Raw genomic sequence first — 18055 nt, forward strand, 5'->3', positions numbered from 1 at the left:
ATGGCGAAGAAGGAAAAGGCGGTACCCAGCGTACCCGTTCGCATCACCTCTCTGGAAATGACAGCCTATTCGAAGACGTTCTTTCCGGTGCCGGTGAACATCACCACCGCACTCATGCGTGCCCATGACATTCCCCTTCCCTTCTACCGCTATATATATCGGCAGGTGGGCTATCGCTGGGGATGGGGCGACCGGATGCGCATGGATGACGAAGCCCTGGCGGCGCGCCTCCACGATCCGAAAACCAATGTCACCGTGCTTTATGTACAGGGAGCGCCGGCCGGATTCTTCGAACTCAACAGCCGCGAGATCGACGTGGTGGAACTCGAATATTTCGGGCTCATGGAGCACGCGCTCGGCCTCGGGATCGGCAAGTGGTTTCTGTCACAGGCGCTTCAGGCGGCCTGGGCGACCATGCCCCAGAAGGTGATCGTGGAAACCAATTCGATGGACCACCCACGGGCACTGGCCCTTTACCAGAGGATGGGCTTTCAGCCCTATTCCACGCGCGAGGACGTGATCCGCCCGCTTTCGGATGCCGAACTGCTGGAATGCGCCCGTCGCGATGTGGCGACGGGAGGGACGCGCTAGTCAGCGGTCACAGGCGGGCAGCATCACTGCTGCCCTTCGGCCTGTTCCTGATTGTCGGAATCCCGGTTATCGACCAGCCATTTGCTGATCAGTTGGTCGTGGTAGGCCGCAAGTTCATAGCAGTAAACCAGCTTGCGTTCGCCCGGCATCCAGAAGGCATTCGGTTGCCCGCAGCTCGTGCCGACGAAATGAATTCCGTCCTGCAGTTTGTATAGATTGGCAAAGGTGCCAGCCACCGTTTCCAGCAGATTGGTTTCCTTGAGCATGTTTGCATAGGCTTCCAGCTCGGGGCCTGCATCCTCATAGGTGATGGTGAAGTTGTTTTTTGCCCCGTCCGGCTGGGCATGCGGGGCGAGCAGGTTGCTCCAGCTGTCCCGGGTCTTTTCGTATTCATACTTGCACTCTTCGCGGCGGTTCTCCGGAAAATCCAGCGAATCGGCAAATTGCTTGAACCCTTCCGGATCCTGCCCGACCATCATGCACACCATCTGGTAGGCGCGCTGCTTGTCGAGTGCATGGGCATCCCAAAAGGCTTCTTCCCCGCCGGCACTCTGCCGCTGCTCATCGGAAAGAAACCAGCCGTCGGCAGAATCGGTGATCGCCGTGTCGAGCGTCTCGTCCCTCGCCTCCAGCAGAAGCACGGAGGAGAGCGCATCGACAGCATCCTCCTCACGACCGAGAACCGGCAGCTGCAGTTCCGAGATGAACATGTGTCCCGTTTCATGGAGAAGAACGAACAAGGCATTGCCATACACAAACTGTACAGCCTCCTTGACTTCGTCTTCGGTCAGTTCCGCAGGCTGATCCTCTGCCCGTGCCGTCAGTGTCATACCTGCCAGCACGACCACGGCCGCAAGCAATCCCTTCCCCCAGCGTTCCAGCATCATACTTCCCTTCGCCCCAAAGGTTTTCTCGGTTTACACAAGCACGCTTGGCTTCAGAAAACAACAATTTCGCAGAACTAACGGCCTCAGGCCGATGCGGAAAGAGTGCCGGACATCAGCCGTCTTTACCGGAGTTTCCAGCGTGGAAGGTCTAAAAAACCGCAGGAAAAACCGGAGGGCATGCTGATATATCTGTCAGGGAGCCATTGAGGAGGAAGAGATGCGTACGACGAAAACCGTCCATATCGTGGGCTGTCATGCGGAAGGCGAAGTCGGCGATGTGATCGTCGGCGGTGTTGCGCCGCCGCCCGGTGAAACGCTTTGGGAACAATCCCGCTTTATCGCCCGGGATGAAAGCCTGAGAAACTTCGTGCTGCGCGAACCCCGGGGTGGCGTATTCCGGCACATCAACCTCCTGGTACCGCCCAAGAACCCCAAGGCTTCCGTCGGCTGGATCATCATGGAGCCTGAAGATACGCCGCCCATGTCGGGCTCGAATTCGATCTGCGTGGCCACCGTGGTGCTGGATACCGGAATCGTCCCGATGACGGAGCCGGTGACCCATTTCTATATGGAAGCGCCGGGCGGCCTCGTAGAAGTCCATGCCGAATGTGCCAACGGCAAGGCGGAGCGAATCACGGTCCGGAACGTGCCGAGCTTTGCGGGCAAGCTCGGCGTTCCACTCGAAGTGGAAGGGCTTGGCACGCTGACGGTCGATACGGCCTATGGCGGGGACAGTTTCGTGATCGTGGACGCCGAGGCGCTGGGCTTCCGGATCGCTCCCGATGAAGCAAGGGACCTGGCCGAAACCGGCATTCGCATCACCAATGCAGCCAACGAGCAACTCGGCTTCCATCACCCTGCAAATCCCGACTGGGCCCATATCTCCTTCTGCCAGATCGCGGCGCCGGTCCGGCAGGTGGACGGGGTGATGACGGGCGCCAATGCGGTGGCCATCCAGCCCGGGAAAATCGATCGGTCGCCGACCGGTACAGGATGCTCGGCCCGCATGGCCGTGCTGCATGCGCGCGGGCAATTGCGGGTCGGCGACCGTTTCGTCGGCGAATCGATCATCGGCTCGCGCTTCTTCTGCCGCATAGAGGACACGACGGATGTGGGTGGCATGCCGGCCATAATCCCCTCGATTTCCGGCAGGGCCTGGATCACCGGAATCCGTCAGGACATGCTGGATCCATCCGATCCCTGGCCATCCGGTTACAAGCTTTCCGACACTTGGCCCAACAAGCGCTGATCCTCAAAAAAGAAGGAGGGGCTCAAACCCCTCCTCATCGGCGCCGGCCGCCTGTTCAGACTTCCCAACGGGAAGTCGCTCACCTGTCCGCCCTCGACACCGGGGCGGCCCAGGGCTCGTTCATTGCTCTTCGTCTGAACTTTCGTTCGAGTCGGCGCTCTCGTCCGAACTCTGCTCATCCGAAGCCCCGTTGTTTTCGGCGTACATTTGCACGTAGCTCTGCGCGTCCTCGTAGCAATAGGTCAATTCGCGCGCGTCCGCGTCCCAGTAGGCGTTGGCCTCGCCGCAGACATTGGCCGTCAACTTGATGCCGTCATCCAGCTTCACGAGACCGGAAAACGTATCCCGGATCAGTTCCAGGGCGCCGAAATCCTTCACCTGCTGGCGATAGAAGTTCAGATCCTTGTTCTTCGTCTTGTAGTAGGCGATCTTGAACTTGATCTTGTCATTGTCGTCGGCGAGATGCGGACCCAGCACCGAAAACCAGCTGTCGCGGGCTTTCTGGTATTCCACTTCGCACTCGTCGCGCCGTTCGTGCGGTATTTCCAGGCTGTCGGCCATATCCTTGAACCGCTTCTGGTCCTGACCGATCATCATGCAGGCGATGTTGTAGGCGCGCTGCTTCGAAAGCCCGTGCGTATCCATGAAATCTTCCTCGGATACCTCATACTGGTTGCCGAGCGTATACCAGCTTTCGACGCTGTCCCGCAGGGCCTGATCCAGCATCTCGTCCTTGGCTTCCAGCAAAAGAACGGAAGACAGGGTGTCGACGGCATCTTCCTCGCGCCCCAGGACCGGCAAGTTCAGCTCGGAAATGAGCATGTGCCCGGCTTCGTGAAAGAGAATGTAGATGACATTGCCGGACATGAATGTCAGGGCATTGTTCAGCCCTTCCTCGTCCAGGCCGGCCACTTCCTTCGGTACGTAATCTTCCTGTGCCTTGGCTGGCTGGCCCAGCATCGCCGCCGCAAGTAGAAGCGCCCCAATCCGCTTGCGCATGAATCCTCCGATGTGATTGTTTTCTCCGCGTCCGTAGACCCCGGTCAACGAAGCGTGCTTTATGTCACCATTATCACTTACGCGAAAAAAGGCCCGAACTTTCGTTCGGGCCTTGTCGATTGGACCTGATTTGGTCGAATGGAATTACAGAACCGAGACCGGCTCGTGCATGTCATAGCCGAGGCTGTCGGCTACGGGCTTGTTGGTGATCTTGCCCTTGTGCACGTTCAGACCGTTCTGCAGGTGCTTGTCCTTGCGGATGGCCTCCAGCCCGTGGTCGGCGAGCGCCAGACCATGCGCCAGCGTCGCATTGTTGAGGGCATGCGCAGAGGTGATCGGAACTGCGCCCGGCATGTTGGCAACGCAATAGTGAATGATGCCGTCAACTTCATAGGTCGGATCGGAATGGGTGGTGGCGTGCGAGGTTTCGAAGCAGCCGCCCTGGTCGATGGCGACGTCCACGATGACCGCGCCCTTCTTCATGCCGCCGAGCATTTTCTTCGTCACCAGCTTCGGAGCCGCTGCACCGGGGATGAGCACCGCGCCGATCACGAGATCGGCAGCAAAGACCTCCTGCTCCAGCGCGTCGATCGTCGAGAAGAGGGTGTGAACGCGACCGTTGAAGATGTCGTCCAGCTGACGCAGACGCGGCAGCGAGCGATCGAGAATGGTCACGTCGGCGCCAAGGCCAACCGCCATCTTCGCCGCGTGCAGACCCACGACACCGCCGCCGATAACGGCGACCTTGGCCGGGGTTACACCCGGTACGCCGCCCAGCAGAATGCCACGGCCGCCATTGGCCTTCTGGAGCGAATAAGCACCAGCCTGGATGGACAGACGCCCGGCCACTTCGGACATCGGGGCGAGCAGCGGGAGGCCGCCACGCTCGTCGGTGACGGTTTCATAGGCGACGGCGGTGACGCCGGACGCGATCAGACCCTTTGTCTGCTCCGGATCCGGAGCGAGATGCAGGTAGGTGTACAGGATCTGGCCTTCCCGCAGCTGCACCCATTCGGAGGGCTGCGGTTCCTTGACCTTCACGATCATGTCGGAATTGTCGAAGACTTCCTTTGCGGTTGCCGCAATCTTGGCGCCGGCAGCCACATAGGCCGCATCATCGGCGCCGATGCCGGCACCGGCATTGGTTTCCACGAGAACGGAGTGGCCATGCGCTACATATTCGCGGACGGCACCGGGCGTCAGGCCGACGCGATATTCATGGTTCTTGATTTCCTTGGGGCAACCTACGCGCATGGATGTTTTCTCTCTCCTCTTGCGGCTCTCCCAGCGAGCCGGCGAATGGCGGTTATCCAAGCAAAGGAATCGGGAAATGTCCTTGCAAAGAGACGCCGGATAAGGGATGTCTTTCGCAGAATATTGCAAGTTTTCGAAATATTTCGAAGGAAATTCGAATGTCTGACTTGGACAAGATGGATGTTTCCATTCTGCGGGCACTTCAGCAGAACGGACGAATGTCAAATGCCGACCTGGCGGCCAAGGTCGGGCTAAGCCCCTCGGCCTGTTCGAGGCGGCTGGATCATCTGGAAAAAAGCGGCATCATCAGCGGCTATCACGCGCGTCTGTCCAATGCCGCGCTCGACTACAAGATGATGGTGATCGTCCATATTTCGCTGTCTGGCCAGTTTGCCAAGACGCTTGCAGAATTCGAGGCGGCGGTGAAGAAATGTCCGAACGTGCTCGTCTGCTATCTGATGTCGGGCGAGTATGATTATATTCTGCGCGTCGCGGCGAAGGATCTGGCCGACTATGAGCGCATTCACAGGGACTGGCTTTCCGCCCTGCCCCACGTGGTCAAGATCAATTCCAGCTTTGCGCTGCGCGAGATCATCGACAGGCCGAATGTCGGCCTGTGAGGGATCGAAAAGCCGTCAGACCCGACCTTCGGCAGCCCCATCGGCAAAGAGCGATGCCCCATGCTGATCGACGATCTGCTTTGCCTTGCGCAGGGTAAATTCGACCGCTTCCTTTTCCCCGCTGAAGACATCCGCCCGGATGAAGTGACGCTGCATGATCTGGTCTGCGGCGCGCTTCTCGATAAAGCCAGCGATGCGGAACTGGTTTCCATCCCGCATGGGCTTGGCGACGAGCGTTACATCCCCATAGGCCTCCCGGGTTTCCGCAGAACCAGCCGGGCTGCCTTCGGCGGGCTTTCCGCCGAGAAAGGAGAAAAGACGGGAAAGAATATTGCTCATGATCCGGTACTCGCTTGCGGGGAATGACGCCACCATACGGAGATTTCTCCGAGGCCACCAGCCGTCAGATGATCAGGTTGGCGATGATTTCGTTGTCGGTAATATCTTCGTATCCCATGCCCGCAGCCTCGAAGCGAGCCGTGAGCGCATCGAAATTCTCCCGGGATCTGGTTTCAATCCCGATCAGGATGGAACCGAAATTTCGGGCTGATTTTTTCAGATATTCAAAGCGGGCAATATCGTCCTCGGGTCCGAGGAGATTGAGAAAGTCCTTCAATGCGCCCGGTCTCTGGGCCAGGCGCAGGATGAAGTATTTCTTGAGCCCCGCATGGCGCATGGCTCTTTCCTTGACATCGGGCAGCCGCTCGAAATCGAAATTGCCGCCGGAAACCACGGCGACAACGGTCTTGCCTTTCAAACGGGCCTTGCCGACGTCTTCCAGCGCGGCGATCGACAGGGCGCCGGCGGGCTCCAGAACCACGCCTTCCACGTTCAGCATCTCGATCATCGTCACGCAGATGGCGTTCTCCCGGATCAACAGAACCTGCTCGGGTTCGAAGCTCCTGAGCGCCTGGAAGTTCAGTTCGCCAACCCGGGCGACGGCGGCGCCGTCCACGAAATTGTCGACTTTCTGCAGCGTGACGGGATGACCGGCTTCAAGACTTCTTTTCAGGCTTGGCGCGCCAGAGGGCTCCGTGAAGAGGAAGCTTTCCGGTGACAGACTATCCTTGAGATAGGAGGTAATGCCGGCCGAAAGGCCGCCACCGCCGACGGGAAGAATGACGAGATCCGGCTTTTTGCCTTCCAGCTGGCGCGTGAATTCCACTGTAACGGTCGCCTGACCTTCGATGATGTCGGCGTGATCGAATGGGGGCACCATCACCGCATCCGTTTCCACCGCATAGTCCTGGGAGGCACGATAGCACTGGTCGAAGAAATCGCCGAACAGCCTGATCGTGATGAACGGGCCACCGAACATCCGGGTCTTGTCGATTTTCTGCTGCGGCGTGGTGACCGGCATGAAAACGGTACCCCGGACGCCAAAATGCCGGCAGACATAGGCAAACCCCTGGGCGTGGTTGCCGGCCGATGCGCAGACGAAGGTCTGATCCTTTCGTCCCGACGCCAGAACCTTGCGGAAGAAATTGAAGGCGCCGCGAATCTTGTAGGAGCGAACCGGTGACAGGTCCTCGCGCTTCAACCAGATATCGGCACCATAGCGCTGGCTCAGGTGATCGTTGTACTGCAGCGGCGTTTCCGGGAAAAGTTCCCGCATGGCCTCTGCGGCCTGTTCCACGTCCTTCATGCCTACCTGCCCCGGTCAATCCCTCATCGTTGCGCGTGTCTATGGCACAGCGAACGGGACGAATGAAGAAAAATGGAGCTCCAACCCGGGCTTAATCGACAAAAACCCGAACGGAGGCGGCTTTCCCTGCGGCATCGATGACGGTGAGCGTGGAAAATCCGCTCCCGTCCGGCATCCATTGGCTGGTGCGCCGGCGGGTCAGCTCGGGCAGCGGCTTGCCGTTGGCAAGCCATCGAAACGGCGCACGGCCACCCTGCATTTTCAGGACCAGCGGGGAGGATGGACCGTCGCCACCGAAGCCCAGATCGACCCGCGCGCCTTCCGGCGGATAGACGATCTGCGGGGGTGCCTCGCGTGCTCCCGCGGTGACGAGACCAGTTTCCGTCAGCGAGAACCGTTTCAGGCTCGGCGGAAGTTCCGCCGCGGCCAGACGAACGGCGCCCGCCGGAGCGGGGGGAAAGGCCTCAATACCGACGCCGGAGCGCTGGAAAGCTTCGAACAGGATGGGGGCTGCGGTCTTGTAGCCTGCAATGCCGGGAACCGCTCCATTGTCGGCGCGTCCGACCCAGACACCCAGCACGTGCCGCCCGTCATAGCCGACGGACCAGGCATCGCGATAGCCGTAGCTCGTGCCGGTCTTGTAAGCGATGCCGATCTTCTTGGCACCGACCGGGGGAAGCACCGCAGAGAGCGTATCGGTCACATTCCAGGCGGCCACGGGATCGAGCAACATGTCTCCCTCGATCTGCGCGGGTTCGCCATTCACCCCGTCGCCCAGCCGGACCGGATGGCCGCGATTGGCCAGACCGGCGTAAAGCTGCACGAGTTCCCGCAGGGTTATGCCCGCCCCACCAAGCGCTATGGACAGCCCCGGCGTATCGTTCTCCGGGAGTTTCAGCCGCACTTCGGACCGGCGCAGGCGGACCATCAGCCGGGATGGCCCCACCGCCGACAGGAGGCGAACGGCGGGAACGTTCAGCGACATCTGCAAGGCCTGCCGCACGCTCACGTCACCCATGTAGCTCATGTCAAAATTGCGCGGCCTGTAGCCGGAAAAATCGGCGGGCCTATCCTCGACGATCGTTTCCTGTGCGACCATTCCCTGCTCGAAGGCAAGGCCGTAAATGAAAGGCTTCAGCGTGGAGCCCGGCGAACGCAGCACACGTGTCATGTCGATCCAGCCGGATCGGCCGGATTCGAAATAATTGGCTGAGCCGACCTCGCCGAGAATTTCGCCGGTGCGGGCATCCGCCATGACCATGGCGATGGAAATGCGCGGACCGAGCTTTTTCGATTCTTCTGCGGCGACCGTCTCGAGCCCCTTCTGCACCTCGCGGCGCAGGGTCGTCTTGATGACCAGCTCGCCCGGCTTCTTTTTCCGCGCCGTTTCGGCCAGATGCGCAGCAAAGGCGGGAAGCTGCAGACGTCCCGTCGGCATGGATTGCAACTGGGCGCGATCGAATTCGCCGTCGCCAATCACTTCCGAAACCGCAAGCCGGTTCAGAACGCGGTCACGGGCGCGCCGTGCATTGTCCGGATGCCGGTCGGGCCGGCGGGCTTCCGGCAGCTGGGGCAATGCGACGAGAAGCGCACTTTCGCCGACGGACAGATGATGCGGTTCCTTGCCGAAATAGGCGAGGCTTGCAGCACGCACCCCTTCGAGATTTCCGCCATAGGGCGCCAGCTGGAGATAGAGATCGACGATTTCCGCCTTGCTCAATCGCCGCTCGATCTGGATTGCGCGGGCAAGCTGGCGAACCTTGGCAAGCAAGGAGCGTTCTCCCCGCGGCTCCAGCAGCCGCGCGACCTGCATGGTCAAGGTGGACCCGCCCGAGACGATACGGCCATGGGTCAGAAGCTGCCCAGCCGCGCGCAAGAGCGCGAGAGGATCGACGCCTCCATGATCGTAGAAGCGTTGATCTTCATAGGCGATCAGCATTCGCAGAAATTGCGGGTCGACGTCTTTTGCCGTTGTTTTCAGTCGCCATGTCCCCTCCGGGGTGGCGAAGGCACGCAGCAGGCGGTCGTCCGCGTCGCGCACCTCCACGGAAACAGCCATGCGGCCGTCCAAGGGCGGCGGATAGGCTCGGTCCGCCCAGTCCAGCGCAAACACCGCTGCGACGGCCAGAAGGACCGACCCGCCAAGGCCGATCCCTATCTTGCGCGCGAGACCCATGCTTACTCCGCCTCGGTGACCTCCAGCATACCCGTCGCCGTACGGGCCTGGAACTGCGGACGATACATGTCCTCGACGACCGCGGCCGGATAGTCATATTTACCCGGCGTGACGGCGCGAACGACATAGGCGACGGTGATCGGATTGACGTCACCGGCCTGCTTGTCGAAAGCCGCCACGAAACGGTCGCTCCGGAACTCCGTATGGGCCGCCGTTACCTCACCCAGCCAATCGAAGTTGGTCAGCTGGGCGCTGGAGACGAGGCTCGGATTGTCGATGGCGAAGCCAGCCGGCAGCATGTCGGTCATGACGATGCGCGCGGCCCAATCATTGGTCGGCGTGGCCTGCAGCACGATGACATAGCGCTCGTTCTGCGTGGCTTCGTTGAGGCTGATTTCCTCGCCATCCATGTTGTAGGTGTAGCGCTCGATGGTGAACCCATCGCCACCCGCCGGCAAGGGGGTTGCCGGCGCCGCAATGGTCGTAACCATGGCCGTCACCTTCTCGCCGGAGCGATTGGTGATGGTGACCGGGTTGGCCGACAGATCGTCGCCCGTCATACGGGACGAATAGCCGCCGGAGGTCGCCTCTCCATTGACCTCGAGCGAGAGGTCCTTGTCGCTTTCCTTCACCGCGCGGGCCGCAAGCAGCATCCAGCTCTGCTCCTGGGTGCTGGTCCAGGTCTGGGCCTCCCATTGGCGCGCCGTCAGGCTGGCCATTTCGGGAATGATGGAGGCCTGCGGACGGCTTTCCGCCGCGAGCGTCAGAACGGCCGCTCCGTCGCGCACCGCCGAACCATAGTCCGAACGGGCGAGATTGGCGTCCGTGGTGGATTTCGCCATCTTCAATGCTTCCGCAAAGACATGGGCCGAACGGTTCTGGTCGCCATAAAGGGATAGTGCGGCGGCGATATGAGCCTTGGAGAGCGGCGTCGGGAACTCGTCGAGTTTCGTATCCGCGTAGTAGCGAAGATCGGCTATGGCCGCGCGCCGGTTGCGGGCAAGGACATAGTATCCGTAGGCCATTTCATTGCCGCGCTCCTGCACATTGTTGTCGTAGCCGACCGCATTCTGCAGGTTGGTGAGGGCCTGCGCCATCGCATCTTCCGGCACCGTGTAGCCCTGCTCGCGCGAACGGGTCAGGAAGTCGGTGACGTAGGAGTCGAGCCACAGATCTCCATAGCCAGGACCCCAGAGACCAAAGCTGCCCGAGGAAGACTGATAGGAGAGGACACGATAGATGGCATCCTGGATGCGTTCCTTGATCTTCGGATCATCCTGCTCGCCCGCCTCACCGGCCATCTCGCTGAGATAGAGCAGCGGCAGGGCACGGCTTGTGGTCTGCTCGGCGCAGCCGAGCGGATAGCGATCCAGCATGGAAAGCAGCGCCGGAATATCGAAAGCGGGTGCACGGCTGACATGGATCGCAACGGCCGATCCCGGCAGGATGCTGTCGGCCAGCAGGTTGCTGTCCACGGTCAGACTGCCGCCTGCGGCGATCTCGATCGGGCGACGGGTGGTAATCGGCAAGGCGCCGGACCGCACACTGACGGAAACGGCCTGCTCGACATCCACATCCCCGTCATTGGTCATGCGGATCGCCACTTCACCGGCTCCCGGCGATACGCCCTTGACGGTGAAGGTGAGGGTCTGCTTGGCGCCGACATCCAGACGAACTGCCTGTGTGAGGTTGCCCTCCACTTCAACAGCGGCATTGGGCGAGATCTGCAACTGATAATCGCCAGCCGGTGCATCCGTGTTGGCTATATCGATCTGAATGCGGCTTTCGTCCCCCGGAGCCAGGAATTGCGGCATGCTTGCCGTCAGAACCAGCGGGTCACGGACGATGACATCGGTTTCCGCATGGCCGACGCCGGATTTCGTCCAGGCAACCGCCATCACGCGGGCGGTACCATTGAACTGCGGGATATCGAAGGAGACCATCGCCTTCCCGGACGCATCGAGCTTTACGGGCCCGGAGAAGAACGCGACGAGCTTTTCCTTCGGGGGCGAGCCCTGAAGAGCATTTTCTCCCCCGTCACCGCCGGTGCGGAGCTTGCCGGTCACGCCAAGCGAGCCGTCGATCAGGCGGCCGTAAAGGTCACGGATTTCCAGGCCGAGCTGACGCTGGCCGAAATACCAGTCATTCGGGTTCGGTGCTTCATAGGCGGTCAGATTGAGAATGCCCACATCCACGGCCGCGACCGAAACATAGGCTTCCTCGCCCGCCCCTGCGCCAGCCACTTCGACCGGGATCGTCAGGGACTGACGCGGCAACATCTTTTCCGGAGGAGAAAGCTTGACGGAGAGCTGGCGCTCGCCGGGATCGATGCCGAGCCATTTGATGCCGATGGCACGCATGGGCATACGGCTTTCCTGTGCGTCTCCCGGACGATACAGGGTCGCCGAGACATAGGCGCCCGCACCCCAATCGGCCGATACGGGAATATCGATCACGCCGCCCTCTGCGCCCACCGTCTGGCTGGCACTGTAGAGCAGGCTTTCCGTGCCCACATTGACCAGGACTTCACCGGCAAAGCGGGGCGACACCTTCAGATGGGCCGTTTCGCCGGTCTTGTAGGTTTCCTTGTCGAGGGCGATTTCAAGCCCATCCGGCGTTTCGGTCGATGTGGCGGCTACATACCAGCCGGCGTCGAATTCGACCGAAGAAACGGCCGCACCGTCCGCACTCTGCACTTCGAGGCGATAACGGCCCCAGGCGACCGGAACAGAAATCTTCGCTCCATCCGTCGTTGCGTCGAGAGAACCGTTTTCCTGCTTGCGGGTACGCTCGACCGGCTCATATTTCCAGCTGTTGCCATCCCGGTACCACTGGTAATCGCGCTCGACCTTGTAGAGCGTCCACGCAAGACCCGAGGCCTGCTTGCGGTCCCCTTCCGGAGACATGACAATCACGTTGAAATTGGCCGCCGAATTCTCGGCAACTTCGCCGGAGAATTCCGGCTTGATGCCGATCATGTCATATTCCGGCCGAACGGGCAGCGTCAGCTTGCGCTCGACCGCACGACCGGTGCCCTCCCGCATGCGAAGGGTGATCTCGCCATTCAGAAGCCGGGTCGTCGAAGGAAGTTCCCCGACGGACACCTCGACAACAGCATGCCCGTTCTGATCGAGCTGCGGCAGGTTATCCAGGGTAAAGCGATTGTCAGACTGGTCCTGCTCGTCCGCCAGACCGAACTGATAGCCGGGATAGGCCTCGAGTTCACGGGTCGGCTTCAGCGTCACTTCGCCGTCAAGCTTGAGGCCAGCGGCCGGCGCGCCGTAGAGGTAACGGCCATCGACCGTAACCGCTGCGGGACTTGCCGAATCGAGAACCTTCGCCTCGCTGGCCATGTCGAATTCGATGCGGTCCGGAACGAAGTCATCGACGAGGAATGTCTTCTCGGCAATGGGGCTCTGTTTGGGATCCGTGTAGATCTGCATCGTCCAGGTGCCGCGCATGGCATTGTCCTGAACGTCCAGATCGACAGCGTGGCCGCCGAGCTTGCCGCCATCGGTCACGATGCGGCGCATTTCCACGCCATCGGGCCGGTTGAAGACAAAAGTCAGCGGCAGGTTGTCCACGGCATCCGCCGCAATATCGCGGGCGAGCGCGCTGGCATGCACGGTTTCGCCGGGACGATAGATGCCGCGCTCGGTCCAGGCCAAGACGTCGATAGCGCCGGGGGCAGCACGCCCTGTCACACCGCGGTCGGAAAGATCAAAGCCGGCCCGGGTCAGGTCGAGGAAAACATAATCGTCGGCGCCATTGGCCGCTGTGATCATCGCCGGAATATTGGCTGCGGTGCCGCGCACGAGACCCGGATCGAAGGTGGCGCGCCCCTGATCGTCCGTCTTCGCAGTGCCGAGCACTTCGTTGTTCTTGGCGAGGAGAGTAAGCTCGACGCCCGCCATCGGCTTGGCGGTGGCAAGCGAGCGGGCGAAAACGGTCAAACCATCGGTGCCGGTATAGGTGGAAAGACCGATGTCGGAGACGACGAACCACTGGGTCGAGCGTGCATCCCAATCTTCCATGCGAGAATTGGTGGCCTTTGCCGTCAGGGCATAGACGCCCGGCTTGCGCTGCGGGACGGCTTCATCCACCGGGAAGCTGGTCACAACTTCCTTGTTGACCTCGCTCTTGATCTCGATCGAGCCCTGCCACACCATTTGGCCGACCTCGTTTTCCAGCCGGTCCGCCGTGTAGCCGTCAACCTGGGTGAGGAACTGCGAGTTCGCGAGAAGCTGCGCCAGATTGCGCTCACCGACGCGATAAAGCTTCAGATCGGCCTTGTCGGTATTGACCGAGACGATCGGAATGCCGCGACGGGCCGTTCCCGGCAGAACGAAGCTGTCGCCGGTAAAGCGCACCATCGCGCTCCGGTCCTGGACATAGACATCCAGATCGACCGGCGCCTCAAGGCTCTCGTCGTAGACAGACGGAAGGCCGGAGCGCAGGGAGAGCTTGTAGCGTTTCCCATGTTCCAGTCCCTCGACGCAGACCTGGTTGTCTTTTGCCTCAAGCGCCTCCGGCGTTTTTCCGTCCAGCTGGACGAAGGAGGCATAGTCGACGCCACTCTTGATCAGTTGCTCCGAAAACTGCACGCAGGCCCGCGGCGTGGCGCTGTCATTATCCACCGTATTGCCGGTCACGCGGAAGCCCTGACGGGCGCGAAGGTCGGCAAAGGCTGCGCGAACCGCCTTCGATTCCACGATCTTGAGGCTTGCCTTGTAGGATTCGAGACCCGGGCGATAGTTTTCCGCCTTATCGAAGGCAGCGCCCATGATGGCGAGCGAATCCGCCCTGACGCTGGCAGTGCGTGACAGGAGGTAACCGTTATAGGCCGCAAAGGCGGCCTGCCCTGCGATGTCGATGTTGTTTTCTACCCGCGCCCCGATCCGGGCGGCCTCGAGCCACAGCGCCACCTCGTCTTTTTTCAAGGACAAGGCGTTCTTGAAGAGATTGAAGCCTCCCTCCAAATTCGCCGAGGCAACAGCTTCGCGGGCTTGCCCCAGGATCGCTTCTACCGCCAGGTCTTCCTGCCCGCTTTCGATGGCGAGATTGTCGCGGAAGTAACGGGCATCCGATGTAAACTGGCGCGACAGGAAAGACGGGGCCGTGGCCGCGCCGAGATCCGGTTCCGCGGCAGCCTGCTCGCCACCCGTCTTGTCCGTTACGATTCGTCCCGCAACCGCGCCCGGAGAGGCGTTCAGCTTCTTGTAGTCGGACTTGAGGAAACACCACTTGACCTTGGGATTATAGGTAAATGCCTTGCAGGCATTGTCGTCCACACAGGCCGCCTTGCAGGCATCGAGCGTGACATTCTTCACGCTACGGAGGTCAAAACCGTAATAATCACCGTTGTTGACCGTCACCACCTTTCGCGATTCGCCAGCGGCATGGGCCGCGCTGAAGGAAAAAAGGCTGAGGGCAAGGGCGGCAGACAGGCGAGCAAGAGAATACATGACCTCTTTCCTCCGGGAGGTAGGCTTCGTTTCATCCACTCTTTCTGGCTTATGGGATGCTTGTCAATCGCCACCCCTATGATTGTATTTTTGACAATCGAAAAATCCGAATGCACCCAATTTTTGTCGCAAAACCTTCACTTCGATCACAACCGGTAATTTTTTTAGGGAATTCTCACTGTACGCAACTGCTAATCGCAATTCCGATACATCCTAAAAATCACCTGCAATAATATGGCATGCGACAGAGTATCCTCGGTTACGGGCGCAATTTAGTTATATTTAGCAATAAAAACCGCAAGATAATCCCATCAATCAACAAACATTACGCTCTGACTGAGACGCACCGTGCAATACTAAAGATTGCAATTCCTGATGAAATGATACAAGGATAATACAGGGTGCTGAAACAGCAGGAGATAAAAGTGAGCCTCAAGCGATCGCCGGGAACGGTGGACCAGTATGTGGGAGCGCGCGTGAAGATGCGCCGGCGCCTGATTGGCATGAGTCAGGAAAAACTGGCCGAACAGATTGGCGTGGCCTTTCAGCAGGTACAGAAATACGAGAAGGGCACAAACCGCATCGGTGCCAGCAGGCTGATGAAGATTGCCGAGGTTCTGGGCGTCTCTCCGGCCTTCTTCTTCGAACAGGAAGCCAGCGACTCGACCGTCAGCCTCGACGGCGTCGAAACCTATGCCACGTCCAAGGCTCTGTCGGAATTCATGGCTTCGAAAGAGGGGCTCGCCCTCAATCGCGCCTTTGCTAAAATTACGGATGTGGACATGCGCCAGAAGTTCGTGGCATTAGTGAAGAGCATTGCGGAGGGCCAATCCGCAGTTGCGTTCATCGGCGCTCAGGAACAGGCCGAAGAAACAACTGCGATCCCCAATTGACCGTGCCGCAATGGGGGCGATCTGGGGCGCGGTCGGGACATGGCCTATAGTTTGCAAACGTCGGGTGAGCTGAAGCTTCTCGATTTGAACGGCAGCGAAGCGAGCTTCCCGGAAAAGGGATTGCAGATGCTCGCTTACCTGCTGGCATCGGGTGAAGCCGATGTTGCGAGAACCCGCATTTCCCGACTGGTCTGGGGCGGCCCCGACGTGGCGCGCGGCCTGACGAACCTCCGGCAGACCGTTTCCCGCATCATGGCGCGGCAGGATGAGCTGGGCGTCCATTTTCTGGAATTTACCGCCAGTCAGGTCCGGCTGATCCCGCAGACCATTCAATGTGACCTGGATGTTCTGACCGCTCTGCAGTCGGCGGACGCGGATAATGTCCATCCGCTTCTCGGCAAGGCAATCACGTTCTACAGGCACCCCTTTCTCGCAGACATGCAGTCCGGTTCGGCGGAATTCCGGGCCTGGATCGTCGAGATGCAGCATCGCTGCTGCGAGATCTATACGTCTGCCCTCCGCATAGCCTTGCCTCTGAGCAAAACCGTCGCAGACGACGTGCTCGTACGAGAGGCCGCCATGCGGGTTTTCCGCTATGATCCGGACAATGCCGTTGCGAAGAGCATTCTCAATCCGCAGGCTGTCGCCGATCGGGATGGATTTGCCAGCCTGCCGATCGCCCGGACGGCAGCGCCCCTGCCGGCGGCACCGCTGCGCAGCGAGACGGTGGGCGATGCTCTGGGAGTTCTTCGCGCCCTCTATCAGAAGCGCAAGGACGAAAGTGCTCCGAGTGCCGCGATCGCCCCGCCCTCTCCGGTTCTCGATATTGCACCGCTGCCGCGCCTTGCCATCCTGCCGCCCTCCGAAGACGATGGCGGCATCGTCTCGGCGCTTCTCGAAGACGCGACCATCGGGCTCTGCAGTTGTCAGACACTGCGCATTGTCGCGCCCTATACGGCGCAACGCATCAGCCGGCAGAGCGAGAAAGCGGAAACGATCCTCCGCCACTCCATCCATTATGTCCTCGACACACGGATAAGGATTGATGCCGGCACGCCGTCCTTGTTTGCCCAGCTGATCTATGTAGCCAATGACGAGGTCATCTGGGCTGACCGATACAGGCTCGATCCGGCGGATTACCTGACGAACCGGCGCGAGATAGCGTTTCATGTGGTGCGCAACATCTCGTCGGCGATTGGGCGTAACGAAGATACGAGGCTGTACTACGAAGGCGACCCCCAGGCCTATTTTCATTTTCTCGAAGGGCAAAAATCGCTCCAGCGCTATACGCTGCCTTCCATCCGCAGGGCGCGAAAATCTTTCCGCGCCGCTTTGCAGGAAAAGGCCGATTTCGGGCCGGCTCTCAGCGGCCTTGCCCGCACCAATCATCTCGAATGGCTCGTCACCGCGCGCGGAGAGCCGGAACTGCTGCATTCTGCAGAGCTCTATGCAAAAGAGGCCATCCACCGCAGCGGAGACTTCACGTCCGGTTATCGCGAGCTTGGCGTCTCCAAGCTCTTTCTGGGGGCATTTGAAGAAAGTATCGAAGCCCTGATGACCGCCGAACGCCTCAGCCCGCAATATGCGGATGTGCTGGTCGATTTCGGCGATACGCTCGTCCACTCCTCCCGTCCCGCAGAAGGTCTCGTCAAACTCGAGAAGGCGATCGAACTCAACCCTGTTACCCCGGATGGCTACCTCTGGGCCGCCGCAGGGGCAAACTACTATCTCGAAGACTATACCCAAGCCCTCCGTTACATCGACCGGATGGCCGACCCCACTCCTGCACTCCGGCTCGCTGCCGCATGCCGCGCCATGCAAGGCGAAATCAAGCAAGCAAAGGTTCTCGCCCGCAAGCTTCGGCAGCACTATCCGGATTTCGAGGTCGATCAGTGGATCTCCGTTCTGCCCATCAAGGAAGATTGGCAGCGGGAACACTATCGAGAGGGCCTGAAGAAGGCCGGTTTGTAACGCAAAGAGAGGGACGGACATGACGAAAATAGTGCTGCTGGGTTTACCCGGCGACAAGGCCGTATGGATGGTCGACCTGGACCAGAAAACGGTTTCCCCCATACCGCAGGATGCGGCTGACAAGATCGGCATCTCGGGTCGCCCGATCATCAAGGGCGTAGATTACGCCGTGGCGGTCGAGCAGAATGCTCAGGTTCTTGCTGGCAAGTTCGATACGGTCGAGTTGTCGAGACTGGCATGATTGCCGAGCGAGACCATGGAAAGCCGGCGGCGGGGGCGCCAGCCGGCTTTCCAATTTCTCCGCC

Annotated in this window: 13 protein-coding genes; 6 read left to right on the plus strand and 7 right to left on the minus strand. The window is 60.3% G+C overall.

The features are described from left to right. Complete coding sequence (locus ACT54B_RS12605) at positions 1–591, plus strand: GNAT family N-acetyltransferase (RefSeq protein ID WP_476045289.1); 591 nt, start codon at positions 1–3, stop codon at positions 589–591. Between the two features lie 23 nt (positions 592–614). On the opposite strand, the gene ACT54B_RS12610 is transcribed toward ACT54B_RS12605, so the two are convergent. Further along, positions 615–1478 carry a DUF4344 domain-containing metallopeptidase gene (locus ACT54B_RS12610; RefSeq protein ID WP_476045290.1) on the minus strand — a complete coding sequence of 288 codons (864 nt, stop codon included), beginning with the start codon at positions 1476–1478 and terminating at the stop codon, positions 615–617. A 217-nt stretch (positions 1479–1695) separates the two neighbouring features. Between ACT54B_RS12610 and ACT54B_RS12615 the strand changes: the two genes are divergently transcribed. After that, a complete protein-coding gene (locus ACT54B_RS12615; protein ID WP_476045291.1) occupies positions 1696–2727 on the plus strand; it encodes a trans-3-hydroxy-L-proline dehydratase in 1032 nt (343 codons plus the stop codon). Positions 2728–2847: 120 nt separating this feature from the next. Here the strand turns inward: ACT54B_RS12615 and ACT54B_RS12620 are convergent, their stop codons facing one another. Together ACT54B_RS12620 and ald are read right to left on the minus strand one after the other, a co-directional pair. Beyond that, the gene (locus tag ACT54B_RS12620) at positions 2848–3726 is read right to left on the minus strand and encodes a DUF4344 domain-containing metallopeptidase (RefSeq protein WP_476045292.1); all 879 of its coding nucleotides are present in this window, start codon (positions 3724–3726) and stop codon (positions 2848–2850) included. 144 nt (positions 3727–3870) lie between these two features. Then, positions 3871–4980: an alanine dehydrogenase gene (gene ald / locus ACT54B_RS12625; protein WP_476045293.1), complete on the minus strand. Its 1110-nt coding sequence runs from the start codon at positions 4978–4980 to the stop codon at positions 3871–3873. A gap of 158 nt (positions 4981–5138) precedes the next feature. Between ald and ACT54B_RS12630 the strand changes: the two genes are divergently transcribed. After that, entirely contained in the window at positions 5139–5600 is a 462-nt protein-coding gene (locus tag ACT54B_RS12630; protein ID WP_476045294.1) for an Lrp/AsnC family transcriptional regulator, read from the plus strand. Between the two features lie 15 nt (positions 5601–5615). Here ACT54B_RS12630 and ACT54B_RS12635 read toward each other — a convergent pair whose 3' ends face one another. The 4 genes from ACT54B_RS12635 to ACT54B_RS12650 form a co-directional block, all read right to left on the minus strand. Then, entirely contained in the window at positions 5616–5939 is a 324-nt protein-coding gene (locus ACT54B_RS12635) for an HlyU family transcriptional regulator (protein WP_476045295.1), read from the minus strand. A gap of 64 nt (positions 5940–6003) precedes the next feature. Next, on the minus strand, positions 6004–7245 hold the full coding sequence (gene ilvA, locus ACT54B_RS12640) for a threonine ammonia-lyase (protein ID WP_476045296.1): 1242 nt from the start codon (positions 7243–7245) through the stop codon (positions 6004–6006). A gap of 91 nt (positions 7246–7336) precedes the next feature. Beyond that, entirely contained in the window at positions 7337–9421 is a 2085-nt protein-coding gene (gene pbpC, locus ACT54B_RS12645; RefSeq protein WP_476045297.1) for a penicillin-binding protein 1C, read from the minus strand. Positions 9422–9423: 2 nt separating this feature from the next. Beyond that, complete coding sequence (locus ACT54B_RS12650; protein WP_476045299.1) at positions 9424–14886, minus strand: alpha-2-macroglobulin family protein; 5463 nt, start codon at positions 14884–14886, stop codon at positions 9424–9426. 482 nt (positions 14887–15368) lie between these two features. Here ACT54B_RS12650 and ACT54B_RS12655 point away from each other — a divergent pair, with 482 nt between their 5' ends. From ACT54B_RS12655 to ACT54B_RS12665, 3 genes are read left to right on the plus strand one after another with little or no spacing between them, the layout of a single operon-like run. Further along, the gene (locus ACT54B_RS12655) at positions 15369–15779 is read left to right on the plus strand and encodes a helix-turn-helix domain-containing protein (protein WP_476045608.1); all 411 of its coding nucleotides are present in this window, start codon (positions 15369–15371) and stop codon (positions 15777–15779) included. Positions 15780–15818: 39 nt separating this feature from the next. After that, positions 15819–17750: an SARP family transcriptional regulator gene (locus tag ACT54B_RS12660; RefSeq protein WP_476045301.1), complete on the plus strand. Its 1932-nt coding sequence runs from the start codon at positions 15819–15821 to the stop codon at positions 17748–17750. 19 nt (positions 17751–17769) lie between these two features. Next, on the plus strand, positions 17770–17991 hold the full coding sequence (locus ACT54B_RS12665; protein ID WP_476045303.1) for a hypothetical protein: 222 nt from the start codon (positions 17770–17772) through the stop codon (positions 17989–17991). The last annotated feature ends 64 nt before the right edge of the window (positions 17992–18055 follow it).

The sequence above is a fragment of the Gellertiella sp. DMC107 genome, assembly GCF_056313605.1.